Consider the following 25,889-nt stretch of genomic DNA (forward strand, 5'->3'; position numbering starts at 1 on the left):
ACCATGGAATGCGGTGTAACCGCCCGTAGGCGATCTCGTGCGGATGCGCCCCCACAACTGATCGTTTGGAATTGAGCTGTGTCCTCCACCGTGAAGCCGGAGCATCCGACCACCACCGATGGTGAGCGCCCCGGCGCCGCCGCCCGGGTGCTGGCCCGCTGGCGGCCGAGGGCCGCCCGGGCGACCGTCTGGTACCTGCGCCTGCTGGTCCTGCTGAACGTGCTGGCGGTGCTCGCCGTCCCGTTCCGGGACCAGGTGCAGACGCACAACGAGGGCGAGTACTTCACCCCGTACCTGATGACCGCCGGCCTGACCTCGGCGGTCCTGTCGCTGCTGCTCGCGGTGGCGATGCGGCGCCGGAAGCGGGCCGCGTGGATCTTCAACACGGTGGTCTCCGGGCTGTTCTTCGTGCTCTACCTGATCGCGATGGTGTGGACGGAGGACGGGGTCCGGTTCAACCACCACCCGTTCAACTACTTCTCCACCGTGCTCACCGGGCTCTTCTTCCTGGCCCTGCTGGTGGGGCGCAAGGAGTTCACATCCAAGGGCGACCGCTCCAACCCGAAGGCGGCGGTGGCGGCCTTCGCGGGCGGGCTGCTGCTCGGTGGCGGGATCGGCGCGCTGCTGGTCGGGATCACCAACACGGTCGCCGGGGCCGACTTCGGTGACCGCTTCGGTTACTCCCTCGCCCGGATGATCACCTTCCAGCCGACCGCGCACGCCTCCAGCGTCATCTCCGTCCCCACCTGGGTGAACGGCGCGATCAACCTGATGAGTGCGGTGCTGTTCCTGCTGGTGATGTACGTGGCGTTCCGCTCGCCGCGCGGGCAGGAGCTGCTGACGCCGGAGGACGAGGCCAAGCTGCGGGAGCTGCTGGAGAAGCAGGGCGGGCGTGACTCGCTGGGCTACTTCGCGCTGCGCCGGGACAAGGCCGTGATCTTCTCCCCCAGCGGCAAGGCCGCGGTGGCGTACCGGGTGCTCGGAGGGGTGTCGCTGGCCTCGGGCGATCCGATCGGCGACCCGGAGGCCTGGCCGGGGGCGATCGACTGCTGGCTGGCCGAGGCCCGGGAGCACGCCTGGGTCCCCGCGGTGATGGGCGCCTCCGAGGAGGCCGGCGTGATCTACGCCCGGCACGGGCTGGACGCGCTGGAGCTGGGTGACGAGGCGATCGTCGAGCTCGACGAGTTCTCGCTGGACGGGCGCGCGATGCGGGTGGTCCGGCAGGCGTACAACCGGGTCAAGCGGGCGGGCTACACCGTCCGGGTCCGCCGGCACGAGGAGATCCCCGAGTCGGAGATGGCCGCACTGGTGGAGAAGGCCGACCACTGGCGTGACGGTGCCACCGAGCGCGGCTTCTCGATGGCGCTCGGCCGCCTCGGCGACCCGGACGACGGCCGCTGCGTGATGCTGGAGTGCCACGACGCCGAGGGCGAGCTGCAGGCCCTGCTGAGCTTCGTGCCCTGGGGCACCAACGGGCTCTCGCTGGACCTGATGCGCCGTGCGCGGGACACCGAGAACGGCCTGATGGAGTTCATGGTGATCGAACTGCTCCAGCGCGCCAAGGACGTCGAGCTGGAACGCGTCTCACTGAACTTCGCGATGTTCCGCTCGGTGTTCGAGCGCGGTTCCAAGCTCGGTGCCGGTCCTGTGCTCCGGCTCTGGCGTTCGGTCCTCGGCTTCTTCTCCCGCTGGTGGCAGATCGAGTCCCTCTACCGGGCGAACGCCAAGTACCGGCCCATCTGGGAACCGCGCTATCTCCTCTTCCAGAAGAGCAGCGAGATCCCCCGCATCGGCATCGCCAGCGCCCGTGCCGAGGGTTTCATCACCGCCCCCAGTCTTCCCGCCCTGTTCCGCCGCCGACACGCCCGGCCCACCGCCGAATCGGCGGCCACGGCCGGTCTGCCGGTTCCGGAACGCGGCGGGGAGGGATAGTCCTCCGCCGGGGGGCGGAGGACTTCCGGTCGCTACCAGCCGACCGGGGGAGAAATTGGGGTTTCTGTCCCCCTGGAGGATGACCTGACTTCGCCTCAGGAGCTGATGCGGCCCGTTTATCGGATACCTACTGTTGATGTAGGACACCACGCATTAATGGGTGTGCGGGAAATGTAGGAGTGAGAACGGGGAAAGTAGTGGACCAGCAGGGGTTGCTCGGACGGGCCGTCGTGGCCGAGTGGGGCGCGCTGTTCTCGACCGTCAGGTCGGAGGTCGCCCGCAAACGGTTCGCCGCCGTCCCGCTGGCCACCACCGCCACGCTGCTGGTGCTGCTGTTCAGCGTCGTCCAGCACCTGCCGGGCGGGGAGCGCTTCGTCACCCACGTCGGGGTGGTCAAGGCGGGCCTCCCGCTGGACGTCTCGCTGCTGCGCACGCCGCTCTCGCTGTACGTCCCCGCGCTCGACCTGCCGGTCTGGGGCGCGCTGGTGCAGGTCTTCCTGGTCTTCGGCCTCGCCGAGCTGGTGCTCGGGCGGCGGCTGACCCTGGTGGTGGCCTACGTCTGCACGCTGGCCGGCACGCTGTTCGCCCGGATCGGCGTGGCGATCGGTCCTGACCACCTGTTCGGCTTCCCCGCCGCAGTGGCCCACATCCGGGACACCGGCCCTTCCGCCGCCGTGGTCGCGCTGGCCATCGTGGTGGCGATCCGCTGCCGGGCCTGGTGGACGGCCGGCCTGGTGGGCGCCGTGATGGTCGGTGAGGCGGTCGTGCTGCCGAACCTGGCGGGGCTGGAGCACGTGGTGGCGCTGCTCGCGGCGGTGCTGCTCGCGGCAGCGGTCGAGGTTTTCGGCGACTTCTGGCCCCGGGTGCTGGCGGGGGTCGGCGCGGCCACCTCGGTCGCCACCGAGGCCGGGCGCCGGGCGGCGGCCGCCGCCGGCGTGGTGGCTTCCTGACGTGGTGGCTCCCTGACCCCTGGGTCAGCTCCTGGGCAGTGCCAGCTCGAACCAGACGACCTTGCCGACCGCCTTCCTGGCGGTGCCCCACTTCTCGGCCAGCTTGCTCACCAGGTTCAGGCCTCGGCCGTTCTCGTCCAGCTCCTCGGACGGTTCCAGCGAGGGCAGGTTGTGGTTGTCGTCGCTGACCTCGACCAGCAGCTTGTCCACCCGGATCAGCTGTAGCTGGACGTGGTCCCTGGCCACCCGGACGGCGTTCGTCACCAGCTCGCTGACCAGCAGCTCGACGGTGTCGGTGAGCCCGGTCAGCTGCCAGGCGGCGAGCTGTTCGCGGACCAGCCGCCTGGCATGGCGGACCTCGGTCTCGTCCACCGCCAGCTCCCAGGTGGCCACCTCGGTCGGGGCGACCCCGTCGAAGCGGGCCACCAGCAGGGCGATGTCGTCCTGCCGGTCCTCCGAGTGCAGCCGCTCCAGCACGACGTCGCAGGCCTCCTCCGGGCTCTGCTTCGGATCGATCAGGTTGCCGCAGAGGGCGGCCAGGCCCGCTCCTATGTCGCTGCCCCTGACCTCCACGAGGCCGTCGGTGCAGAGGACCAGCATCGAGCCGTCCGAGACGTCGATCTTCTTCGAGACGAACGGGACGCCGCCGACCCCGATCGGCGCGCCGGACGGGATCTCCAGCAGCTCGCCGGTGCCGTCCGGGTGCACCAGCACCGGCGGCACGTGACCGGCGCTGGCCAGCTCACAGGTCCGGTTGATCGGGTCGTAGACCGCGTACAGGCAGGTGGCCAGGTGGTCATCGCCGAGCTTGTGGGCCAGGTTGTCCAGGTGGCGCAGCAGCTGACCCGGCGGCAGGTCCAGGGCGGCCAGGGTCTGCATCGCGGTGCGGAAGCGGCCCATCGCGGCCGCCGAGAGCAGGCCGTGGCCCATCACGTCGCCTACCACCAGGGCGACCCGGCTGCCGGGGAGCTGGATCGCGTCGAACCAGTCGCCGCCGACCTCGGCCTTCTGGTCACCGGGCAGGTAGCGGTGGGCGATCTGGACGCCGGGGATCTTCGGCGGGCGGGTCGGGATCATCGAGCGCTGCAGGACGGTGGCGGTCTTCGCCTCCATCCGGTGCAGCCGGGCGTTGTCCAGCGAGAGCGCGGCCCGGGCGGCCAGCTCGCGCAGGGTGGCGGCGTCGGCGTGGTCGAACGGTGCCCGGTCCGGGAGCCGGAGCAGCTTGAGGATGCCGAGCACGGTGCCCCGCGCGGACAGCGGCAGCACCAGCATCGAACGGCCCGTCACCACCGGCACCAGCTCCGGCCCGCCCAGCGAGATGGCGTAGTCCACCGCCACGTCCGGGTTGATCACCGGGACCAGCACCGGCTGGTTCTCCTGGAGGGCCAGGCCGGGCGGGGTGGAGCGCGGCATCGCCAGCAGCGCGCCCTCTTCCAGCACGTGCTCCCACTCGCCCACGGTGGCGTTGAAGGACCTGGCCACCCGGCGCAGCATCGTGGTGTCGGAGGGTCGGCCGGTCGGCAGCACCGAGTCGGAGATCAGCGCGTCCCGCAGGTCGACGCAGGCGAAGTCGGCGATGCTCGGCACCAGCACCTCGCACAGCTCGCGCGCGGTGGTGTCCAGGTCCAGCGTGGTGCCGACCCGGTTGCCGACCTCGCTCAGCAGGGCGAGCTGCTCGCCGGCCGGACTGCTGGTCAGCACCTCGACGGCGGGCCGGACGGTGGGCGGCGTGGCGGTGGGCCGCGGCGGGACGGGCCGGTGGACCCACCCTCCGGTGCCGTTGATTCCGGTGCGATCGGCTGCTGACTCGATGGCGGGGCCTCCCGGTGTAGGTCCGGTGAAGGTGCTCGGGCTCGGGTCACGCGGGGCGGGGACCGATCCGGCGTCGGCCGCCAGCACCTGGAGGGCGCCGTTGGCGGTGGGACGCTGCGGCTCGGCCGGGCGCCGCCCGGCGCGCGGCTGGGCGGCCCGCTGCTGTGCGGTCGGGTACCTGCGGCCCAGGCCGGTCGCGGCGGCCCGGGCGGTGCCGGCCGGCTCGTACGGCTGCACCGGGAGCCGGGTGCTGGCGTCCACCCGGAGGGCGGGCAGGCCGGCGGTGCGGAGCTGACCGAGCAGGCGGTGCCGCCGTTCCTCGGAGCAGCTGGCCAGCAGGACGGCCAGCGGACCGGTGTCGCCCCGGCCGGCCGGGGCGAGGTCGGGACGCAGCCGGTGCAGACCCCCGACCGGGCCGGGCGAGGGGCTGAACGGGAGCTGTCGGTCGCCGAGCGCGATCCGGGGCCCGCCGGCCCGCAGCGGGCGGGCGTCGGTGGCCAGCGCCAGCAGCCCGCGCCCGGTCGGCTCGGTCAGCGGGTACGCCCACCAGAACACGTCCCGGAGCCGCTCCTCCCGGTCGACCACCGTCATCGCCCCGGCCCATGGGGCGCCCCCGGCCTGGGTCAGGTCGTCCAGGGTGTCCAGCGCGTCGCAGCGGCGGCCCGAGCCCCCGGCCCTGGCCTCGGGACGGGGCTCGACGGCGGGCAGCAGCCCGGAGGCCGTCCGCCCGAAAGCCACCTCGGCGCGGTGCCCGAACAGCTCCTCGGCGGCTCGGCTCCAGTACGTGATCCGGCCGTCCGGATCGATCAGCACGACGGCCAGTCGCACCAGGGCGACGACTGACGGCTGATCAGCCGCCGCTGGGGAATCTGGCTGGTCCACCATGAATTGGGTCTGCTCCCGCCTGGCCGCCGCTTCCTGTCTGTCCGGTCCCGCTGCACCCTCCAGCGAAGCACGGCGGGGGGCGGCACTGATAGCGAAACGGGGAGATTCGTAAGTATCAGTTGCGTGTCACCCTCCGTGCGCCCCGCTCCACCTCCCGTGCACCCGGCGGCGCCCCGGTAGGGTGACGAGCCGTATCCCCCGGACGGAGGCACAGCAGGTGAGCGCGGAGAGCAGCAGCCCCGTCCAGTGGGCCGAGCAGGAGCGGTGGGAGCTCGAGGAGCGGGTGGCTGCGGCTGAGCTGGCCTGGCTGACGCTGGAGGTGGACGTCGAGACGCTGCGGGTGGAGATCGACAACTTCGCGTTGATCCACCATCAGCTGCTCGGGCCGCTGTACGCGCGGTTGGACGAGCTGGACGCGCTGGTCGCGGAGACCGTCGCGGCCCGGACCGGGACGGCCGAGGACCTGCGGCGGGCGGCCGAGGCCAGGCAGCGGGTGGACGAGCTCCCCGATCTGGACGCGCTCTTCGACAGCCTGCCCTGCGAGCCGGCGGCCGAGCCCGAGCCGCCGCGCCGGGTCCGGCCCGCGAAGGAGGCGCAGCGGCTATACCGCGAGCTGGCCCGGCGGGCGCATCCGGACCTGACCACGGATCCGGCCGAGCAGGAGCGTCGGGTGGCCTTCATCGCCCGGGTCAACGAGGCGTACGCGCAGGGGGACGCCGAGGCGCTGGCCGAGCTGACCGAGGAGTGGTCCACCGCGCCGGAGGCCGCGCCGGCTCCGGAGGCGCCGGACCGGCTGTACTGGCTGCGGCAGCGGCTGGAGTGGCTGACCGGGCGGATCGCCCGGCTGGCCACCGAGCAGGTCAGGCTGGAGAACACCCCGATGGGCGAGCTGCTGCGGCTCGCCCCGCAGGAGCCCGACCGGCTGCTGGAGGAGCTGGCCGACCAGCTGCTCGGGCAGGCCGTGGCCAAGCAGGCGGAGTTGGAGCGGCTGCTGACCGGGTCGGGCGACAATGGCGTTGACCACCAACGGACACAGGAGACCCAGACGATGTTCGCCCAGCAGCTCCCCACCACCGACGCCGCCTCGGTGCCCGCCGACGCCCCGCTGCTCGACGTCCGCGAGCAGGACGAGTGGGACGCCGGGCACGTGGACGGCGCATTGCACATCCCGATCGGCGAGGTGGTCGCCCGGATCGAGGAGCTGCCGGACGAGAAGCTCTACGTGCTCTGCCGGGTCGGTGGCCGGTCCGCCCAGGTGGTGCAGTACCTGGTCGCCCAGGGCCGCGAGGCGGTCAACGTGGACGGCGGGATGTTCGCCTGGGAGGCGGCAGGCCGCCCGATGGTCAGCAGCGACGGCCGGGACGCTTTCGTCCTGTAGCCCGCTCGGGCAGGATGACCGGGCACACCGCGGCCCGAGGGGAGGAGCAGGCCCATGCGTACCTGGTCCACCCCGGCGCTGGTGGTGCTCTGTGCCGCCGGGGCGGTGCTGCTCGGCGGCACCGCCCTGTTCCTGGCCGCGCTGTTCCTGCACTCGGCGCCGTCCAACGCGCTCTCCCAGGAGTACCGCTCCGAGCTGGACGCGGTGGTCTACCCGGAGTTCGAGCAGAACTGGCGGCTGTTCGCGCCCAACCCGCTGCAGCAGAACGTGACGGTGGACGCCCGGGTGCAGACCATCGCCGCCGACGGCACGGTCACCACCCGGGAGTGGGCCGGGCTGACGGCGAGTGACATCGCGGCGGTCCGGGGCAACCCGGCGCCCAGCCACGTGGACCAGAACCTGCTGCGCCGGGCCTGGGACTTCTACGACGCCACCCACCCCGACCAGCAGGCGCCGGCCCCCCGGGGCGGGCTCGCGGAGGAGTACCTCAAGCGGATCGCGCTCCAGCGGATCGGGCCGGCCGAGGGGGGCGACCGGCTGTTCCAGGTCCAACTGCGGGTCGGGACGGCCGAGCTGGCACCGCCCAGGTGGAGTCGGGAGCAGGTGGACACCGCCCCGAAGTACCGCGAGCTGCCCTGGTGGCCGGTGGGCGAGAGCGACCTGCGGGGTCTGTGGTGAGCACCCCTCAGCAGACGGACCGTCAGCTGCTCGACATCATCCCGCGGCAGAGCGACCGCCGCGCGGGCCGGGGACGCGGTCGGCTCCGGGGGGCCTTCGAGACCTTCACCGGCCGCCCGCTCGCCCCGTACCAGGTGGCGGTGGCCCGGATCGGCTTCGGCCTGGCCTGGGCGGCCTACCTGGTCCGGGAGTGGCCCAACCGCCGGGTGCTGTACGGCGACCGATCGCCGTGGTCGGCGGAGCTGGCCGACCGGCTGCTGGCGGAGAACCACGCCTTCACCGTGCTGCCCTGGTTCCAGGGGCGGTTCTGGTTCGAGCTGGTCTACCACCTGGCGATCCTGGCCGCCGTCCTGTTCACGCTCGGTTGGCGGACCAGGGCCAGCGGCGCGGTCTTCCTGGTCACGGTGCTCTCGCTGCAGAACCGGAACGTCTTCGTCGGCGACGGCGGCGACAACGTGGTCCACCTGATGGCGGTCTACCTGGCGCTGACCCGGTGCGCCAGGGTCTGGTCGCTGGACGCCAGGCGCGGCCGGGACAGCGGCGCGGTCTGGCTCTGGCTGCTGCTCGGCGCGCTGCTGGCGGCCGGGCCGCCGTCCTGGCCGTGGCTGCTCTGGCTGGTGGCCGCGCTCTGGTGGTCCGTCAACCGGTGGCGGCCGGACGGCGAGGCGCGCGCGGTGCTGGACGCGCTGGCCACCATGCTGCACAACTGCGCGATGCTGGTGATCGCGGTCCAGGTGGTGCTGATCTACGCCACGGCCGGCTGGTACAAGGTGCAGGGTTCGCGCTGGCAGGACGGCACCGCGCTGCACTACCCGCTGCATCTGGACTACTTCACGCCCTGGCCCTGGCTCTCCGGTCTGGTGGGTTCGAGCCTGCTGCTGGTCTTCCTGTTCAGCTACGGCACGGTGATCCTCCAGGTGGCCTTCCCGTTCACGCTGTTCAACCGCCGGCTGAAGAACGTGCTGCTGGCGCTGATGATCGGTGAGCACCTGGCGATCGCGGTCCTGCTCGGCCTACCGTTCTTCTCGCTGGCGATGATCGCGGCCGACGCGGTCTTCCTGCCGACGGCCGCCCTGCTGTGGATCGAGCGTCGAGTACGAGGTTCCCGGCGGTCGAGCATCGGAGACCGGTCGGTCTAAGCTGTGCCGTATGTCCTGGTTCGCGGCCCTGCGTGACAGCGTGCGCGCCGGGTTGAAGGTGGACCGGACGCTCTCCAACCCCAAGCGCGCGCTGCGCGGGGCCTTGGCCGCCGCGTTGGTGGTCTTCCCCACCCTGGCGCTGGCCGGTCCCGGACCGGCCACCTCCGCCGCGATGGGCGCCTTCATCGCGGGGACCGCGACCTTCCAGCGAAGTTTCCGCCCGCGGGCCTCGCTGGCCGTCGCGGCCGGGATCGGACTGGGCGTCAGCACCTTCTGCGGCTACCTCGCCGTCGGCATCCCCGGCGCCTTCCCGGTGCTGCTCGCGGTCTGGGCCTTCGCCGCCGGGCTCGCCTGGTCGATCGGCCCGAGCGGCGGTGTGGTCGCCAGCACCACCGTCTCGGTGATGCTGGTGGTGGTCCAACTGCCCGTCAGCGTGCCCACCGCCCTCGGCCACGGACTGCTCTGCGCGCTCGGCGGCGGCACCCAGGCGCTGGTCGTCATGCTCTGGCCGATCGAGAGCTGGCGGGCCCAGCGGGACGCCCTCGCCGACACCTACGCCGAACTCGCCGACCACGCCCGCCGGCTGCGCCAGGACCCGGTCGCGCACGTCGACCCGGCCCCGTTCATCCTGGCCAGGCAGGCCGCCGCGCTGACCCCCTGGCAGGCCAGGCACCGCCCGGCCGAACTCCAGGGCCTGCGCGGCATCGCCGAACGCGTCCGCCCCACCCTGTCGGCGCTGGCCGACCCCAAGGTCGGCGCCCCCGCCGAAGGCCCCGAACGGGACCGGGCCAGGGAGATCCTGGCCGCCGCCGCCGAGGCGATGGACGCCCTGGCCCGGGCGATCCGTACCGGCGATCCGCTCCGGCTGCCCAAGTCCACCCCCGCGCTCACCATGGTCGGCCGTGAGTCCAGGGAGGCCGAGGAGGGCCGCAGCGTGCTCACCGGCGCCGCCCGCCGCTCGGCCCGTCGGCTCACCAGCCTGCTCCGCAAGGCCGTCGACACCCTGGACAAGCACGACCAGGACACCGTCAGCAGTCCGGTGATCGGCCCCGGCCTGCACCGGCCCCCGCTCTTCCGGCTGCTGCCGGTCGTCGTGCTGGCCGTCCGCCGCCAGTTCCAGCCGCACTCGGCGGTCTTCCAGCACGCCGTCCGGGTCTCCTGCGTGGTCACGGCCGCCTACCTGGCCGCCACCCTGCTCCACCTGCACCACGGCTACTGGGCCCCGCTCACCGCCGCGATGGTGATGCGCCCCGACTTCGCCCAGACCTACAGCCGGGGCGTGGCCCGGCTGGCCGGCACCGTGGTCGGCGTCGCGGTCAGCACCGCCGTGGTCCAGCTGTTCCACCCCGGGCAGTGGCTCTCCGCCGCGCTGGCGGTGGCCTTCATCGGCGGCGCCTACCTGACGCTCCGTACGGGCTACGCGGTGATGACCGCGTGCGTCTCCAGCTACGTGGTGTTCCTGCTCGGCCTGCAGCCCGGCAACCCGCTGCAGACCGCCGCCGAGCGGATCACCCTGACCCTGCTCGGGGGCTCCATCGCCCTGCTCGCCTACGCCCTCTTCCCAACCTGGCAGACCGCTCGGCTGGCGGAGCGGCTGGCCGAGTGGCTGGCCGCCGCCGGACGGTACGCCGCCGCGGTGCTGACGGTCTTCGGCGATCCGGCGGGCGCGGAGCACCGGGACGTCCGGACCGCTCTGCTGGACTCCAGGGAGGCCCGCTCCGAGCTGCTCCAGGCGATCGAACGGGCTGACGCGGAGCCGGTCCGGCACGACTCGCATCTGCCCGAGCTGTCCCGCAAGCAGATCGACCGGGCCCGCGCCGCGATCGGACTGCTCGGCCGCAGCGCCGTCCTGATGGAGGCTCACCTGCCCGCCGGCGACGCGGACCCGGTGCCCGGTGCGACCGAGTTCGCCGAGGAGGTGCGGGACGCCACCGCGATCGCCGCCGCCGCCCTGCTGGTCGGCGACCAGGTCGACCTCGCCGGGCTGCGGGCCGCCCACCGGGAGTGGGACGAGCGGCTGGCCGGTCTGCCCGCCACCGACCGGGTCGAGGTGGCCCGGGCGGGCTCCCGGCTGCTGCTCTCCGCCCTGACCGACCTCGAGAAGGCCACCCGCGCCAAGCGCCCCGTACCCTCGGGGGCGTGAGCAGCAGCATCGGTACCCCGCACGCGGGCGAACAGTACGACGACGCCTTCGCCCCCTCCGGCACCGACGACCGCGAGATCGGCGTCGGCCCGCACCCCGAACCCTGGCCGGTCGGTCCGCAGTACGACCCGGAGCTGCTCGCCCACGGCGACCGACGCAACGTCACCGACCGGTACCGCTACTGGACCCGGGAGGCGGTCGTCGCCGACCTGGACACCCGGCGGCACGGCTTCCACGTCGCGGTGGAGAACTGGCAGCACGACTTCAACATCGGCTCGGTGGTCCGCACCGCCAACGCCTTCCTCACCGCCGAGGTGCACATCGTCGGGCGCCGCCGCTGGAACCGGCGCGGCGCCATGGTCACCGACCGGTACCAGCACGTCCGCCACCACGACTCGGTCGCCACCCTGGCCGCCTTCGCCGCCGCCCACGACCTCCCGATCATCGGCATCGACAACCTCCCCGGCGCCGTCCCGATCGAGACCTACGCCCTGCCCGCCCGCTGCATCCTCCTCTTCGGCCAGGAGGGACCGGGCCTCACCGAGGAAGCCTGGGCCCACGCCACGGCCGTCTGCTCGATCGCCCAGTACGGCTCAACCCGCTCGATCAACGCGGGGGCGGCCGCCGCCATCGCGATGCACAGCTGGATCCGTGCGCACGCGGCGCTCCAGCCCGGCGCTCCCGGGGCCTCGGGGCTCAGCTGAACAGCAGCCGCCAGGTGTGCGGGCCGGGCAGGCCGTCGGCTTCGGCGCCGGTCCAGCCCTGGGCGTTCTGGAAGTCGGCGACGTTCAGGCGGTCGCTCTCGGACCAGGTCGGTCCCGGCCCCTCGGTGTAGTGGCGGGCGAAGCCCTTCTTCACCAACTGCTCGCCCAGCAGCCTGATCGACTCGTTGGACCGCCCCGGCCCGAAGGCGTCGGCCCCGGGGTACGGCGGCACGCCGGTGGCGGGTGGCGGGGGAGGAGCGGTCGCCGCGGCCGGGATGTCCTGCCCCTTGCCGTTGACCAGGTAGTCCCAGGTGTCCTTGCCCGGCAGGCCGTCGGCCTCGGCCCCGCGCCACCCCTGGGCCAGCTGGAACGCCTCGGTCGCCCGCCGGTCCGGCTCGCCCCAGGTCGGGTCGGGACCCTCGCCGTAGAACCGCGCCGCCCCGCGCTGCACCAGCATCTCGCCGAGCTGCTGCACGTACGGGTTGGACCGGCCGGGCCCGAACTTGTCCGCGCCGGGGTAGTCGTCCGCCACGGCGCCGTCCAGCCCCCGGTAGCGGTAGGCGACGTACGAGCCGGCGTTGCTCCAGTACGCGTACGGCGTGGCCCGCTTCCGGGTGCCGGGCCTGGTCTGCTCGTACGCCACGTACTGGGTCTGCGTCGCGTTGGTCCAGCCGCCGAAGAGGACGGCGTGCGAGCCCGCCCCGGGGTTGGCCGGGTTGTTGTAGATCAGGGCGTCGCCGGGCTGGAGTTCGCTGCGGTCCACTCGGGTGGCGAAGTCCGGCAGGGTCCAGGTGGTCTGACTACTGCCCAGGCCCCAGGCCATCGAGACGAAGCCGGAGCAGTCCTGCCGGTAGCCGTCGGACCAGTAGCTGCTCATGCTGTACGGCACCTGCTGGTCCACCCAGCGCTGGGCGCGGGCCATGACCTCGGTGCGGGTGGTGGTGCGGGTGGCGGTGCCGACCGAGCGCAGCCGGGACGTCTGGGCGGACTGGCGTCCGAACAGCGGGCCGACCGCGCCCTGCGGGGTGGAGCCGGTGGTGCTGCCACTGGGGTGCGGGGTGGTCGCCGAGCCGACGGCCCCGGCGGCCGCTCCGCCGCCGAGGACGGTGCCGACCGCCGCGACCAGGACCGCCGCCCGGCGGGCCCCCCGGGCCGAACGGTGGCCGCCGTCGGCCGGGCCGGCCCCGTGCATCCGGGCCAGCCGCCGGGCCGAGCAGCCCGCGCAGGTGCAGCTCTGGCCCGGTTCTATCTCGGTGAACTCGATCAGCACGGTCTGATCCTTCCTCTCCTCGGGTGTACCGGAAGGGATCTGTTCCACCGTGAGCTCCCGGTGTATCAGGAGAAAGGTAACAAATAGGACTTATGTCCAGGCGACCGGCGGATTGGCGGGCGAGTACTCGGGCGCGCTCCAGCTCAGCGGCGAGGCGTGGGCCAGTTCGACCACCTGCTCCACGGTGAACCACACCGTGCGGTCGGCGTCCGGCTCGGCCCGGCCGGAGAGCAGCAGGGCGCCGCCGGTCTCCCAGTCGGGCAGCAGCAGCCCGGCGGCGGGGTTCAGCTCCAGGTTGCCCAGGGTCATGAACATGTTGTTGCCCGGGTAGTCCGGCCAGCTCAGCAGGTCGGGGCCGTGGGCGGAGAGGAAACCCGGGTGGCCGCCCCGGTGCGAGGCGTCCACCCGCCCGTCCGGCCCCGCGGTGGCGACGAAGAAGGTGTCGGTGGTGGTCACCGCGAGCTGTTGACGGGTACTCAGCCGGGTCCCCGAGTCGAGCAGCTCGGGGGCGGACGGAGTGTCCAGCGGGTGCCGACGCTGGATGTACTTCGGGCAGTTGGCGTACACCTGCTCGGCGGTGATCAGCAGCCCGCCCCGGCCGTCCGGGACGGAACGGCCGTTCAGCCGCATCCGACGCCGGCCGGCCGGGTCCAGCGCGATGGTGCCGACCTCGGCCGGGCCCCCCAGTACCGCCGCCAGCGGGTCGCCGGGCACCGGCCGGGCGGCCACCGCGAGCGTGCTGGCGCCCTCGGTGGCCAGGAAGCCGGCGGGCCCGCTGAGCATGCTCGCCCAGACCCGGCCCTCGTGGTCGGCGGCACCGACCACGATCGTCCGACGGTCACTCAGGAACCGGGCGGCCACCGCCGGGATGACCGAGCCGATGCCCCGGCCGACGTGCTCCGCGCGGTCCCGTACCCCGGCCCGGTCCTGGACCGCCCGCTCGCCCGGGTGGAAGGTCTCGCCAGCCATGGTCGTCCGCCTCTCTAGAAGAAGCCGCAGGTCGGAGCCGCCGCGACGGGAGCGGGCGTGCCTTCGAGGCCGGCCGGGGCGTAGATCTCCAGCCGGATGCCGTCGGGGTCGGTGAAGAAGATCCCACCGGAGCCCGCCCCCTCGCCGTGCGGGACCACGCCGTCGTACGCGAACTCGGCGCCCAGCTCGCGCAGCCGCGTCTCGGCGGCGCGCACCTCGTCCAGCGAATCGACCTGGAAGGAGAGGTGGTGCAGGCCGGCGGTGCCGGTGTCGAAGCGCTCCTTGCTCTGCTGCCAGAGCGTCACCAACAGCTTGCCGTCCAGGGAGAGGAAGGCGAAACGGCGGTCCGCCTCGGTGCCCTCACCGGTCAGTTCCAGACCGATCACCTCCCGGTAGAAGGCGATGGAACGGGTGAGATCGGTGACGTTGAGCCCGACGTGGCCAGTCTGCATGACAGCTCCCGAAGTGAAGTTTCTAACCTGTGGTACCGACTGTAGGGGTTAGGTAATCCGGGCGTCAACCAATACAGGCTTTTGAACCGGTTAGAAGTAGACTCGGGGTCATGGCAGACCCCCGTGACCCGCGCCCGCTGCTCGGCGAGCCGCTCGCGCTCGACCTGCTCAACACGCGCTGGAACAGCGGCGGCGTCCAGGACCTGCTGACCACGCCGGACGGCTACGGGATCTGGCTCTCCACCGCCGGCCTGGCCGACCGCTGCGCCGCCGACGACGCCGGGCTGGCCGCCGTACTGACCGCCCGGGACGCCGTGGCCGGGCTGGTCCGGGCCGCCGAGGAGCAGCGCGAACCCGACCTGAACGCCCTGAACCACGTCCTGGCCCACGGGCGGCTCCGCCACACCCTCACGGCGGCCGGCCCCGCCGAAGCCGTCGAGGTCGACTCCCCCGAGTGGCTGGCCGCCTGGCTCGCCGCCGAGGACTACCTGTCGCTACTCCGGCAGGGCGCCCACCGGATCAAGGCCTGCGCCCACGAGAGCTGCATCCTGCACTTCTTCGACACCTCGCAGAACGGTCGCCGCCGCTGGTGCTCCATGGCCGTCTGCGGCAACCGCGCCAAGGCGGCCCGGCACTACGAGAAGACGTCTCACTGACGTTCACAGGCAGGTCAGGCCAGGGCAGGGGCTCGGTGCTCTGCTGACGTACGGCTCCGCCGCGCGGGCGACGTCGGCCTCCCGGCTTGTGCAGAGCCCCGAGCCCACGTGCGCTCAGGGGGATTCGGGTCCGAGGAGCCGGGTCAGCGCCGCCCGGATCTCCGCTCGGCTGGGGTCGACGCCGGCCCAGGCGGCGTGGCCGTCGGGGCGGACCAGGAGGACCGTGTCGCGGAGCTTCCCGTGCGGGGAGGCGGGTGCGACGGTGACCAGCCGGTCGGCCCAGGGTTCGGCCACCGGCTGGTGGTCGTCGTTGGAGACCAGCACCGCCTTTCCCGCCCGGAGGGCTTCGTACAGCCGGGACGGTGCGCCGGGCTCGTCCACCGCGAGCCGCAGGTCGGGGATCCGGCGGCCGACCAGATGGTGGGCGTCCTTCGGGGCGGGGTAGCGGATGGCGATGCCGGAGACCTGGCGGGCGCCCAACTCGCCGAGCGGGCCGAGCAGGCTGGCCGCCGACACCAGAGTGGAACGCAGCAGCCTGGTCGGCACCGAGTTGGCCAGCGCAAGCCGGACCAGCGCGCCGGAGCTGCGGACGGCGGCCCGGCCCACCGGGTGACGCTCCGTCTGGTACGTGTCCAGCAGGGCGTCGGGGGCCCAGCCCCGCACCGCGCCGACCAGCTTCCAGCTCAGGTTGGCGGCGTCCTGGAGGCCGGTGTTCATGCCCTGGCCGCCCGCCGGGGAGTGGCAGTGCGCGGCGTCCCCGGCCAGGAGGACCCGTCCGGAACGGTAGTTGGGCACCTGGCGTTCGTCGCTGTGGAACCGGGACACCCAGCGGGCGTCGTGCAGCCCGTGGTCGACCCCGAAGGCGTCCCGGGTGATCGCGCTGATCTCGGCGAGCTCCACCGGTGCACCGTCCGGGAGTTGGCGGTTCCGGTCCCAGGCGATCACCCGGTACCAGCCGTCGCCGAACGGGACCAGGAAGGCGAAGCCGTTCTCCCCGGCGGCGACCGCCAGCGTGTCGGTGGGCGGCCGCTCCAGCCGGACGTCGGCCAGCAGCACCGAACTCACCACCGACTCCCCGGGGTACGGGATCCCCAGCAGGTCGCGCACCGAACTGCGCACGCCGTCCGTGCCGACCACGTAGCCGGCCCGGTAGCTCTCCCCGCTCCTGGTCTCCAGCTCCACACCCTGCGGATCCTGTCGCAGCCCGGTCACCTCCGCACCCCGGACCAGCACCGCACCGGCCTTCACGGCCCGTTCCTGGAGCAGCCGTTCGACGTTGTACTGGGGCGTGATCAGCACGAAGGGGAACCGGCTGGGCAGCGTGCCCAGCTCCACCTTGAGGCTCCCGAACAGCCGCAGGTCGGCCAGCGGCGTCCCGGTGGCGATCAGCTCGTCGGCCAGCCCCCGGGCGTCCAGCTGCTCCAGGGTGCGGGCGTGCACGGCGAAGGCCCGGGTCAGGTTGGACTCGGCGCCGCGCTTCTCCAGCACGGTCACCCGCAGCCCGGCCGTGGCCAGGTCACCGGCCAGCAGGAGCCCGGTGGGGCCCGCGCCGACGATCACCACATCGGAGGCCAGCTGATTGTCGGACATGCCATCTCCCGTTGATCGGACCAGCGTTCGGCTCAGCACCTGAGCCTTCTAAGCTCCCTCTCAGCCTTCCATCATGGCGGCCCCATCAGACGCTGTGAATCTCACTGGCATGACAGAGCTCGCACCCCGGGGCACGACCGTGGTCGGCCCGCCCCCCGCCAACGAACGTCCGACCCGGACGAAACTCGTCGAGGTGGTCGTCCCGGTCTACAACGAGGAGCACACGGTCGAGCGGTGCGTCCGCCGACTGCATGCCTACCTGGGAGAGACCTTCCCCTATCCGTACCGGATCACCATCGCGGACAACGCGAGTATCGACGGCACCTGGGCGGCGGCCACCGCGCTGGCCGCCGAGATCCCGCAGGTCGAGGCGGTCCACCTGGACCTCAAGGGCCGGGGCCGGGCGCTGCGTCAGGTCTGGGGTGACAGTGACGCCGACGTGGTGGCGTACATGGACGTCGACCTCTCGACCGGCCTGGAGGCCTTCCTGCCGTTGGTCGCCCCGCTGCTCTCCGGCCACAGCGACCTCGCCATCGGGAGCCGCCTGCACCGGGGTTCGGCGGTGGTTCGGGGCCCGAAGCGGGAGTTCATCTCGCGCGGCTACAACGTGCTGCTGCGGGCCACCATGGCGGCCAAGTTCTCGGACGCCCAGTGCGGTTTCAAGGCCGCCAGGACCGAGGTGGTGCAGCAACTGCTCGGTTCGGTCGAGGACAACGCCTGGTTCTTCGACACCGAACTGCTGCTGCTGGCCGAACGCACCGGCCTCCGGATCCACGAAGTCCCGGTGGACTGGGTGGACGACCCCGACAGCCGGGTCGACATCGTCCGTACCGTCCTGGACGACCTCAAGGGCATGGGCCGGGTCGCCCGCCGCACCCTCACCGGCGCCGACCGGGTCGACCACCTGCCGACCCGGGTCCGGCAGGCCCAACTCCCGCCAGGCCTCGGCTGGCAGCTCGCCAGCTTCGCCGTGGTCGGCACCCTGAGCACGCTGGCCTTCGTGCTGCTGTTCCTGGCGGCACGTCAACTGGTGCCCGCGTTCTGGGCGAACGCCTTCGCGCTGGCTCTCACCGCAGTGGCCAACACCGCCGCCAACCGCCGCTTCACCTTCGGCGTCACCGGCGCTCGGGATGCCCTCCGACACCAGATCGAGGGCGGCGCCGCCTTCCTGATCGGGCTGGCCCTGAGCAGCGGGGCCATCGCCCTGCTCCCCCTGGGTGCCTCCCACACCGCCGAACTCACCACGCTGGTGGCGGCGAACGCCGTGGCCACGCTGGTCCGCTTCCTGCTGCTACGGGTCTGGGTGTTCAACCCGAAGCGCCGTCACTCGGGCTGAAAGGGCGCCCGGTCGTCGGTTCGGCTGTTCGCACGGCCGGAGTGGGAGCCGGAGCGAAGAACGCTGAGATGCGGCACCGTTTCGCATCTCAAGTCTACTGCTGCGCCCGGTGCAAGACGGGTATTCAGCGGACGTGGGCGTGCCCCTCAACGGCTGCACTACTGTCCGCCCGGTACCGACCTCGACCCGGGAGACCACCCGCCATGACCAGGCCACCGCTGCCGCACGACTTCCAGCGCCCCGTGCCCGCTTTCACCGTCACCAGCCACTCCGTGACCGACGGCGGCACGCTGCCGGCGTCGCACACCCTCGAAGGCGGCAACCTCTCGCCGCAGCTGCGCTGGTCGGACTTTCCCACTGACACCAAGAGCTTCGCGGTGACCTGTTTCGACCCGGATGCCCCTACCGGCAGCGGATGGTGGCACTGGGTGCTCTTCGACCTCCCGGCCGGTGTCACCGAGCTTCCCGAAGGAGCCGGCAGCGGCACCTTCCCGGGGCTGCCGACCGGCGCGATACACGGCCGCAACGACTACGGGACCAGGGACTTCGGGGGTGCCGCCCCGCCGCCCGGCCACGGCCCGCACCGGTACGTCTTCACCGTGCACGCCCTCGGCGTCGAGAAACTCGGACCGGATGCCGACACCTCGGCCGCGGCCATCAGCGGCACGCTCGGCTTCTTCGCCATCGGACGGGCCACCCTCTGTGCGCTGTACGAGCACAGTTGAGGAGCCCGACGGGTTGGGCCGGTCGGTTTGACCGGCCCAACCTCGTCGGTGTCGCCCGGACAGGGCCTAGCTGTGCCTGCGGACCTCGACGGTGCGGAAGCGGCTGGCGACGAACGCTCCGTCGCAGTACGCCGCGTTGGCCGCCGGATTGGCGCCCGTACCGTGCAGGTCGGAGAAGGCCGCCGTCTGGTTGGCGTACACGCCGCCGGTGAGGTTGAGGGAGAGCGAGACGCCGGCGTCCAGGCAGGTGGCCACCAGGGCGGCCTCCACCGCCTCGTCCACGGTGTACCCGGCGGCCGTCATGGCGCCCTGCTCACGGACCGTCCGTCCGAGCAACTCCACGGCCGCCTCGGCGGATTCGACCGCGACCACGAACGAGACGGGGCCGAAGCACTCGCCGAGGAACGCCGCCCGGTCGTCCGGCTTGTCCGCGTCCACCTTGACCAGTGCGGGCGTCCGCACGGTCGCCGCCGGGAACTCGGGCGAGGTGACCACCCGGGGGGCCAGGGCGAGTTCGCCGTACTCGCCGCCAGCAGCCCGGACGGTGCGGCCCAGCACGCCGGGGTTGACCACGGCGCCGAGGATGGCCGCAGCCCGGGCGTCGTCCGAGAGCAGGCCCTCGATCGCGGCGGCCAGGTCGGCGACCACCTCGTCGTAGGACTTGCCGCCCTCCTCGGTGCGGACGCCGGTGCGGGGGATCAGCAGGTTCTGCGGGGTGGTGCACATCTGGCCGCTGTAGAGCGAGAGCGAGAAGGCCAGGTTGGCGAGCATGCCCCGGTAGTTGTCGGTGGAGTCGATGACCACCGAGTTGACCCCGGCCTTCTCGGTGTAGACCTGCGCCTGCTTGGCGTGGGCCTCCAGCCAGTCGCCGAACTGGGTCGAGCCGGTGTAGTCGATCAGCTTCACCTCGGGCCGCACGGCCAGCGTCTGCGCGATGGTCGAGCCCTCGTGCTCGGCGGCCAGGCAGACCAGGTTGGGGTCGAAGCCGGCCTCGGCCAGCACCTCGCGGGCCACCCGGACGGTGAGTGCCAGCGGGAGGGTGGCGCGCGGGTGCGGCTTGACCAGCACCGGGTTGCCGGTGGCCAGCGAGGCGAACAGGCCGGGGTAGCCGTTCCAGGTCGGGAAGGTGTTGCAGCCGATCAGCAGCGCCAGGCCGACCGGCACCGGCACGAACTCCTTGGTCATGGTCAGCGGGTCGCGCTTGCCCTGCGGCTTGGTCCAGGACGCCCGCTCGGGCAGCCGGGTCTGCTCGATGAAGGCATAGGCGACCGCCTCGAGGCCCCGGTCCTGCGCGTGCGGGCCGCCGGCCTGGAAGGCCATCCCGTACGCCTGGCCGGTGGTGTGCATCACCGCGTGCGCGAACTCGTGCGAACGGGCGTTGATCCGGGCCAGGATCTCCAGGCAGACCGCCGCGCGGGCGGTCGGGCCGGCCGCCGCCCAGCCGGGGCGGGCGAGTTCCAGCGCGCCGATCAGCGCGTCAACGTCCGCGTGCGGGTAGCTGACGCCGAGCTCGATGCCGTACGGCGAGGACTCGCCGCTGACCAGCTCGCCGTCGGCCGGTTGGCCGTCCAGCGCGAAGACGCTGCCGAGCAGCGCGTCGAAGGCGGCCTGTCCGTCGGCCTGGCCGGTCTCGCCGTACGCCTTCGGGAACTCCGGGTACGGCGACCAGTAGTCCCGTGCCGTGGTGGCCTCGACCGCACGGGTCAGGGTGGGCTGGTGACGCTCGATCAGCTCGGCGACGACGGGGTGGCTGGCCGCTGCGGTCATGACGCGCTCCTTTTGGGGCGGACTGGTCACCCCTCAGCGTAACCGAACGATCGGTCGGGTCAATGGGGCAGTTTGCCGGACCGGTGACGTGCGGGTCCGGCGCGGCGGCCATACTCGTTCACATGGCCGAGAACTCCACCCGTACCGCCTACACCGTCGACTCGCTGCTCGCCGTCACGGTCGGGGTCTTCAACGAGCGCGGATACGACGGCACCTCGATGGAGGACCTCTCGCGGGCTGCCGGGATCTCCAAGTCCTCGATCTACCACCACGTGCGGGGCAAGGAGGAGCTGCTCGAGCTGGCGGTCGGCCGGGCGCTGGACGCGCTGTTCGGCATCCTGGCCGAGCCCGAGGCCCTGACGGGCCGTTCGGTGGACCGGCTGGAGCACGTGGTCCGCCGCACCGCCGAGGTGCTGCTCGCCGAGCTGCCGTACGTCACCCTGCTGCTCCGGGTGCGCGGCAACACCGCGACCGAGCAGTGGGCGCTGGAGCGGCGCCGGGACTTCGACCACCAGGTGGCCGAACTGCTCGGGGCCGCCGTCGCGGCGGGGGAGCTGCGGGCGGACGTCGAACCCCGGCTGGCCACCCGGCTGCTGTTCGGGATGATCAATTCGATCGTGGAGTGGTACCGGCCCGACGGCAAGCACACCGACGGCGTCGCCGAGGCCGTGGTGCACCTGGCCTTCGACGGCTTGCGCGCCTGACCCGCCCGCCTGACGGTGCCGGCTGACAGACTCCCGGCATGACCGAGATCCCTGCGCACCTCGCCCAGCCGATGGCCGAGGACGACCGCGAGCCGCTCCCGCTCACCGGCACCGAACGCGAGCTGCTCACCGCGTTCCTCGACTGGCACCGCGAGACCCTCGCCCTCAAGTGCGCCGGTCTGTCCGACGCCGAGCTGTCCTCCCGGCCCGTGCCGCCCTCCGCGCTCAGCCTGCACGGCCTGCTCCGGCACCTGGCCGGGGCGGAGCGCTGGTGGTTCCGGACGCAGTTCGCGGGGGAGGACGTGCCGATGCTGCACTACTCCGACGACGACCCCGACCAGGACTTCGAGCGGCTGGACGGGAGCGTCGCCGAAGCGCTCGCCGCCTGGCGCGGCGAGTGCGACCACTCCCGGCGCATCGTCGCGGCCACCGCGGACCTGGAGGCCACCGGCACCCACCGCGCCACCGGTGACCCGATCTCGCTCCGCCGGATCCTGATCCACATGCTCGCGGAGTACGCCCGGCACAACGGCCACGCGGACCTGCTGCGCGAGCGCCTCGACGGCACGACGGGCTACTGAGAGCCCCGCCGGTGGCTCGGCGAACGCCTCAGGGCACCGAGCCGCCGGCGTCTTCCCGCTACACCGGAGGGACCTGGTCGGTCTCCTCGAAGACCAGCAGCGTCTGGGTCGCGAGGACCTGGGGGATGCCCTGGATCTGGCCCAGGACCAGTTCGCGCAGGGCGTGGTTGTCCGCCGTGTGCACCAGCAGCAGCACGTCGAACTCCCCGCCGACCAGGGCGATGTGAGCCACTCCCGGCAGGGCGAGCAGCTGCTCGCGGACCGTCCGCCAGGAGTTCTGCACGATCTTGAGGGTGATGTACGCCGAGGCCCCCTGCCCGGCCCGCTCGTGGTCTATCCGTGCGGTGAAGCCACGGATGATGCCGTCCTCGACCATCCGGGAGATCCGGGCGTAGGCGTTGGCCCGGGAGACGTGCACGCGCTCGGCGACCGAGCGGATCGAGGCCCGGCCGTCCTGCTGGAGCAACCGGAGGATCGACCGGTCGACCCGGTCCAGGCTGGACGTCTGTTCAGTGGACACGGCCCCCGACCCTCCCGAAATGGACATGCTGTCTTCAATAGACCGCCGTTCGGGCCGATTGTCCACCACCTTGGCGCAGCTGTGGCCAGATTGAACAGACAACCGAACAATCGGTAGGGAGGAACGGCTCCGGCGACCAGCCCTGTCACCCCTCGTGCACCACGGCATCACCTGCCCCTGTCGCACCCTCCCCCACCCTCTGGAGGTGCCCGAGATGACCGTTCTCGATCATCGACACCTGGCCGCCCCCGTACCCGGCTGGCGTCCCGACGCCACCGGTCCGCGGACCGATCCCGCCCCGCTGCTCCCCGACGAGTCCCCCTACCGGGTGCTCGGCACGCCTGCCGCCGAGAAGGCGGACCCGGAGCTGCTCGCAGAGCTCTACCGCCGGCTGGTGGTCGGCCGCCGGTACAACCAGCAGGCCACCACGCTGACCAAGCAGGGGCGGCTCGCCGTCTACCCCGCGTCGACCGGCCAGGAGGCCTGTCAGGTGGCGGCCGCACTGGCGCTCGGCCAGGACGACTGGCTCTTCCCGAGCTACCGCGACACCCTCGCGGTGGTCTCCCGGGGCGTCGACCCGCTGGAGGCGCTGACCCTGCTGCGCGGCAACGCGCACACCGGGTACGACCCGAAGGCGACCAGGACCGCCCCGCTCTGCACCCCGCTGGCCACCCAGGCCCCGCACGCGGTCGGCCTGGCGTACGCCGCCCAGCTGCGCGGCGAGCCGACCGTCGCGCTGGCGCTGCTCGGCGACGGCGGCACCAGCGAGGGCGACTTCCACGAGGCGCTGAACTGCGCGGCCGTGCTGAACGCCCCGGTGGTCTTCCTGGTGCAGAACAACGGCTACGCGATCTCCGTTCCGCTCACCCGGCAGTCCGTCGCCCCGACGCTCGCCCACAAGGCGGTCGGCTACGGCATGCCGGGCCGGCTGGTGGACGGCAACGACGCGGTGGCCGTGCACGCGGTGCTCACCGAGGCGGTCGAGCGGGCCCGCTCCGGCGGCGGTCCGACCCTGGTCGAGGCGCTCACCTACCGGATCGAGGCGCACACCAACGCCGACGACGCGACCCGCTACCGGCAGGACGAGGAGATCGCCGCCTGGCGGGAGCACGATCCGATCCTGCTGATGGAGCGTCACCTCCGCAGCGCCGGTCAGCTGGACGACCGGCTGGCCCAGGCCGCCGTGGACGAGGCGGAGGAGCTGGCCTCCCGGATGCGCGCCGAGTTCCACACCGACCCCGAACTGGACCCGATGTCGCTCTTCGCGCACGTCTACGCCGAGCCCACGCAGCAACTCCGCGAGCAGGCTGCCCAGTTGACCGCCGAGCTGGACGCGGAGGAGCACGCCCGATGAGCACCACGGTCGAGACCCGCACGATGGCCCAGGCGCTCAACTCGGCCCTCAGGGACGCGATGCGCGCGGATGAGTCGGTGCACGTGCTGGGCGAGGACGTCGGCGCCCTCGGCGGGGTCTTCCGGATCACCGACGGCCTGACCGCCGAGTTCGGCACCCAGCGCTGCCTGGACACCCCGCTGGCCGAGGCCGGCATCCTCGGCACCGCGGTCGGCATGGCGATGTACGGGCTGCGCCCGGTGGTGGAGATGCAGTTCGACGCCTTCGCCTACCCGGCGATGGAGCAACTCGTCTCGCACGTCGCCAAGATGCGCAACCGCACGGCCGGGAAGATGCCGCTGCCGATCACCATCCGGATCCCGTACGGCGGCGGCATCGGCGGGGTGGAGCACCACAGCGACTCCTCCGAGGCGTACTACGCCCACACCCCCGGCCTGCACGTGGTCACCCCGGCCACCGTGGCCGACGCCTACGGGCTGCTGCGGGCCTCGATCGCCTCCGACGACCCGGTGGTCTTCCTGGAGCCGAAGCGGCTGTACTGGGGCAAGGACGTGCTGGACGCGACCGCGCCGGTGGAGCCGATCGGGCGCGCGGTGCTGCGTCGGCCGGGCCGCTCGGCGGTGCTGATCACGTACGGTCCCTCGCTGCCGGTCTGCCTGGAGGCGGCCGAGGCGGCGAGGGCCGAGGGCTGGGACCTGGCGGTGCTGGACCTGCGCTCGCTGGTGCCGTTCGACGAGGAGACCGCCGTCGAGCTGGTCCGCTCGCTGGGCCGCGCGGTGGTCGTGCACGAGTCGACCGGCTTCGGCGGCGCGGGCGCGGAGATCGCCGCCCGGCTGACCGAGAAGTGCTTCCACCACCTGGCCGCCCCGGTGCTCCGGGTGACCGGCTTCGACATCCCGTACCCGGCTCCGATGCTGGAGCACCACCACCTGCCCGGGGTGGACCGGATTCTCGACGCCGTGGCCCGGCTGCAGTGGGAGGACTGACGATGATGCCGGTGGTACGCGAGTTCACGCTGCCGGACCTCGGTGAGGGTCTCACCGGGGCCGAGGTGGTGCGCTGGCTGGTCGAGGTGGGCGAGGTGATCGCCGTGGACCAGCCTGTCGTGGAGGTGGAGACCGCCAAGGCGGTGGTCGAGGTGCCCTGCCCTTACGGCGGTGTGGTTACCGCGCGGTACGGCGCCGAGGGCGAGGAAGTCCCGGTCGGCGCGCCGCTGGTGACGGTCGCGGTGGCGCCCGTCGAGGGGTCGGATGAGCCGGTGGAGCGGCCGTTGGTCGGCTACGGCGTCGCCGAGCGGAAGCCCGGCGCCCGTCGGGCCAGGGTCGGCGCGAAGGCCGCCGCGACGCCGGCCCCGGTAGCTGTGGCGCCCCCGGCCCCGGTCGTCGTGGTCGAGGCCCCGGTGGTCGAGGCCCCCGTGGTGCCGCCGGTGATCTCGCCGTTGGTGCGTCGGATGGCCCGGGAGCACGGCGTCGACCTGGCGCGGGTGACCGGCAGCGGCCCGGACGGGCTGATCATGCGGCGGGACGTCGAGCAGGCGCTCACCCCGGCGGCCGCCCCGGCGCCCGCGCCGGAGGACCAGCACCTGGTCCCGCTGCGCGGACTGCGCCGCGCCGTCGCCGAGAAGCTGACCCGCAGTCACCGGGAGATCCCGGCCGCCACCTGCTGGGTGGACGCGGACGCGACCGCGCTGATGGAGCTGCGCGCCCAGCTGAACCGCTCGGCCGGCCCGAAGGTCAGTGTGCTGGCCCTGCTGGCCCGGATCTCCACCGCCGCGCTGGCCCGCTTCCCCGAGCTCAACTCCAGCGTGTCCGAGGACGGTTCGGCGATCGTCCGGCACTCCGCCGTCCACCTCGGCTTCGCCGCCCAGAGCGAACGCGGTCTGGTGGTCCCGGTGATCCGGGAGGCCCAGCTGCTCGGCACCGAGCAACTCGGCTCCGAGCTGGCCCGGTTGACCGAGTCAGCCCGGGCCGGGAGGCTCACCCCGGCCGAGCTGACCGGCGGCACGTTCACGCTGAACAACTACGGCGTCTTCGGCGTGGACGGGTCCACTCCGATCCTCAACCACCCCGAGGCGGCGATGCTCGGTGTCGGCCGGATCACGCCCAAGCCGTGGGTGTACGAGGGCCAGTTGGCCGTCCGTCAGGTGACCCAGCTGTCCTTCACCTTCGACCACCGGGTGTGCGACGGCGGTACGGCGGGCGGCTTCCTGAGGTTCGTCGCGGACTGTGTGGAACAGCCCGGAGTGCTCCTCCGGCAACTGTGAGCGCGGAAGCGTAGCGCCGTGGAAGCCCGGGTGTCCGGGCTTCCACGGATTTGTCCGATGAGCTGTACGGCCGTGCCAGGC

22 protein-coding genes are annotated in these 25,889 nt (G+C 72.7%); 15 read left to right on the plus strand and 7 right to left on the minus strand.

The annotated features are described in order from the left end of the window. The first annotated feature begins 147 nt into the window (after nt 1-147). Nucleotides 148-1,932, plus strand: coding sequence for a phosphatidylglycerol lysyltransferase domain-containing protein (locus tag ACKUU6_RS16000; protein WP_407992143.1), 1,785 nt, complete (start codon nt 148-150; stop codon nt 1,930-1,932). Between the two features lie 197 nt (nt 1,933-2,129). Next, entirely contained in the window at nt 2,130-2,882 is a 753-nt protein-coding gene (locus ACKUU6_RS16005; protein ID WP_407989213.1) for a hypothetical protein, read from the plus strand. Between the two features lie 24 nt (nt 2,883-2,906). Here ACKUU6_RS16005 and ACKUU6_RS16010 read toward each other — a convergent pair whose 3' ends face one another. Beyond that, nucleotides 2,907-5,522, minus strand: coding sequence for a SpoIIE family protein phosphatase (locus ACKUU6_RS16010; RefSeq protein WP_407989214.1), 2,616 nt, complete (start codon nt 5,520-5,522; stop codon nt 2,907-2,909). Nucleotides 5,523-5,796: 274 nt separating this feature from the next. On the opposite strand from ACKUU6_RS16010, the gene ACKUU6_RS16015 reads away from it, so the two are divergent. From ACKUU6_RS16015 to ACKUU6_RS16035, 5 genes are read left to right on the plus strand one after another with little or no spacing between them, the layout of a single operon-like run. Next, nucleotides 5,797-6,957 (plus strand): rhodanese-like domain-containing protein, encoded by a 1,161-nt coding sequence (locus ACKUU6_RS16015; protein ID WP_407989215.1) that lies wholly within the window; start codon nt 5,797-5,799, stop codon nt 6,955-6,957. Between the two features lie 54 nt (nt 6,958-7,011). After that, nucleotides 7,012-7,635, plus strand: coding sequence for a DUF5819 family protein (locus tag ACKUU6_RS16020; RefSeq protein ID WP_407989216.1), 624 nt, complete (start codon nt 7,012-7,014; stop codon nt 7,633-7,635). Then, the gene (locus ACKUU6_RS16025; RefSeq protein ID WP_407989217.1) at nt 7,632-8,774 is read left to right on the plus strand and encodes an HTTM domain-containing protein; all 1,143 of its coding nucleotides are present in this window, start codon (nt 7,632-7,634) and stop codon (nt 8,772-8,774) included. Before ACKUU6_RS16020 ends, ACKUU6_RS16025 begins: the two co-directional genes overlap by 4 nt. A 10-nt stretch (nt 8,775-8,784) precedes the next feature. Beyond that, on the plus strand, nt 8,785-10,917 hold the full coding sequence (locus ACKUU6_RS16030; RefSeq protein ID WP_407989218.1) for an FUSC family protein: 2,133 nt from the start codon (nt 8,785-8,787) through the stop codon (nt 10,915-10,917). Continuing rightward, nucleotides 10,914-11,621 (plus strand): TrmH family RNA methyltransferase, encoded by a 708-nt coding sequence (locus ACKUU6_RS16035; RefSeq protein WP_407989219.1) that lies wholly within the window; start codon nt 10,914-10,916, stop codon nt 11,619-11,621. The genes ACKUU6_RS16030 and ACKUU6_RS16035 overlap by 4 nt, the downstream gene beginning before the upstream one ends. On the opposite strand, the gene ACKUU6_RS16040 is transcribed toward ACKUU6_RS16035, so the two are convergent. The 3 genes from ACKUU6_RS16040 to ACKUU6_RS16050 all read right to left on the minus strand — a co-directional run bounded on the left by ACKUU6_RS16040 (nt 11,614) and on the right by ACKUU6_RS16050 (nt 14,312). Beyond that, nucleotides 11,614-12,891 (minus strand): peptidoglycan-binding protein, encoded by a 1,278-nt coding sequence (locus tag ACKUU6_RS16040; protein WP_407989220.1) that lies wholly within the window; start codon nt 12,889-12,891, stop codon nt 11,614-11,616. The genes ACKUU6_RS16035 and ACKUU6_RS16040 overlap by 8 nt on opposite strands. A 90-nt stretch (nt 12,892-12,981) precedes the next feature. Next, complete coding sequence (locus ACKUU6_RS16045; protein ID WP_407989221.1) at nt 12,982-13,860, minus strand: pyridoxamine 5'-phosphate oxidase family protein; 879 nt, start codon at nt 13,858-13,860, stop codon at nt 12,982-12,984. Between the two features lie 14 nt (nt 13,861-13,874). Then, the gene (locus tag ACKUU6_RS16050) at nt 13,875-14,312 is read right to left on the minus strand and encodes a VOC family protein (RefSeq protein ID WP_407989222.1); all 438 of its coding nucleotides are present in this window, start codon (nt 14,310-14,312) and stop codon (nt 13,875-13,877) included. 110 nt (nt 14,313-14,422) lie between these two features. On the opposite strand from ACKUU6_RS16050, the gene ACKUU6_RS16055 reads away from it, so the two are divergent. Continuing rightward, nucleotides 14,423-14,968 carry a CGNR zinc finger domain-containing protein gene (locus tag ACKUU6_RS16055; RefSeq protein WP_407989223.1) on the plus strand — a complete coding sequence of 182 codons (546 nt, stop codon included), beginning with the start codon at nt 14,423-14,425 and terminating at the stop codon, nt 14,966-14,968. Between the two features lie 114 nt (nt 14,969-15,082). On the opposite strand, the gene ACKUU6_RS16060 is transcribed toward ACKUU6_RS16055, so the two are convergent. Then, the gene (locus ACKUU6_RS16060) at nt 15,083-16,558 is read right to left on the minus strand and encodes an FAD-dependent oxidoreductase (protein ID WP_407989224.1); all 1,476 of its coding nucleotides are present in this window, start codon (nt 16,556-16,558) and stop codon (nt 15,083-15,085) included. 109 nt (nt 16,559-16,667) lie between these two features. Here ACKUU6_RS16060 and ACKUU6_RS16065 point away from each other — a divergent pair, with 109 nt between their 5' ends. Both ACKUU6_RS16065 and ACKUU6_RS16070 read left to right on the plus strand, forming a co-directional pair. Next, the gene (locus tag ACKUU6_RS16065) at nt 16,668-17,894 is read left to right on the plus strand and encodes a glycosyltransferase (RefSeq protein WP_407989225.1); all 1,227 of its coding nucleotides are present in this window, start codon (nt 16,668-16,670) and stop codon (nt 17,892-17,894) included. Between the two features lie 203 nt (nt 17,895-18,097). Then, complete coding sequence (locus ACKUU6_RS16070) at nt 18,098-18,619, plus strand: YbhB/YbcL family Raf kinase inhibitor-like protein (RefSeq protein WP_407989226.1); 522 nt, start codon at nt 18,098-18,100, stop codon at nt 18,617-18,619. Nucleotides 18,620-18,685: 66 nt separating this feature from the next. On the opposite strand, the gene paaN is transcribed toward ACKUU6_RS16070, so the two are convergent. Beyond that, nucleotides 18,686-20,386, minus strand: a complete 1,701-nt coding sequence (paaN, locus tag ACKUU6_RS16075; protein ID WP_407989227.1) for a phenylacetic acid degradation protein PaaN — start codon at nt 20,384-20,386, stop codon at nt 18,686-18,688. 122 nt (nt 20,387-20,508) lie between these two features. Here paaN and ACKUU6_RS16080 point away from each other — a divergent pair, with 122 nt between their 5' ends. Together ACKUU6_RS16080 and ACKUU6_RS16085 are read left to right on the plus strand one after the other, a co-directional pair. Next, nucleotides 20,509-21,090: a TetR/AcrR family transcriptional regulator gene (locus tag ACKUU6_RS16080; RefSeq protein ID WP_407989228.1), complete on the plus strand. Its 582-nt coding sequence runs from the start codon at nt 20,509-20,511 to the stop codon at nt 21,088-21,090. Between the two features lie 38 nt (nt 21,091-21,128). Then, nucleotides 21,129-21,671 (plus strand): DinB family protein, encoded by a 543-nt coding sequence (locus tag ACKUU6_RS16085; RefSeq protein WP_407989229.1) that lies wholly within the window; start codon nt 21,129-21,131, stop codon nt 21,669-21,671. A gap of 58 nt (nt 21,672-21,729) precedes the next feature. On the opposite strand, the gene ACKUU6_RS16090 is transcribed toward ACKUU6_RS16085, so the two are convergent. Next, on the minus strand, nt 21,730-22,218 hold the full coding sequence (locus tag ACKUU6_RS16090) for an Lrp/AsnC family transcriptional regulator (RefSeq protein WP_407989230.1): 489 nt from the start codon (nt 22,216-22,218) through the stop codon (nt 21,730-21,732). 187 nt (nt 22,219-22,405) lie between these two features. Here ACKUU6_RS16090 and pdhA point away from each other — a divergent pair, with 187 nt between their 5' ends. Genes pdhA through ACKUU6_RS16105 form a run of 3 tightly spaced genes read left to right on the plus strand, consistent with a single transcriptional unit; the run spans nt 22,406 to nt 25,808 of the window. After that, nucleotides 22,406-23,545 carry a pyruvate dehydrogenase (acetyl-transferring) E1 component subunit alpha gene (gene pdhA / locus ACKUU6_RS16095; protein ID WP_407989232.1) on the plus strand — a complete coding sequence of 380 codons (1,140 nt, stop codon included), beginning with the start codon at nt 22,406-22,408 and terminating at the stop codon, nt 23,543-23,545. Next, nucleotides 23,542-24,531, plus strand: coding sequence for an alpha-ketoacid dehydrogenase subunit beta (locus tag ACKUU6_RS16100; RefSeq protein WP_407989233.1), 990 nt, complete (start codon nt 23,542-23,544; stop codon nt 24,529-24,531). Before pdhA ends, ACKUU6_RS16100 begins: the two co-directional genes overlap by 4 nt. A 5-nt stretch (nt 24,532-24,536) precedes the next feature. Next, nucleotides 24,537-25,808, plus strand: a complete 1,272-nt coding sequence (locus ACKUU6_RS16105) for a dihydrolipoamide acetyltransferase family protein (protein WP_407989234.1) — start codon at nt 24,537-24,539, stop codon at nt 25,806-25,808. Nucleotides 25,809-25,889 lie beyond the last annotated feature (81 nt).

The organism is Kitasatospora sp. CMC57, assembly GCF_045866025.2.
In the GTDB taxonomy this organism is placed as follows: domain Bacteria; phylum Actinomycetota; class Actinomycetes; order Streptomycetales; family Streptomycetaceae; genus Kitasatospora.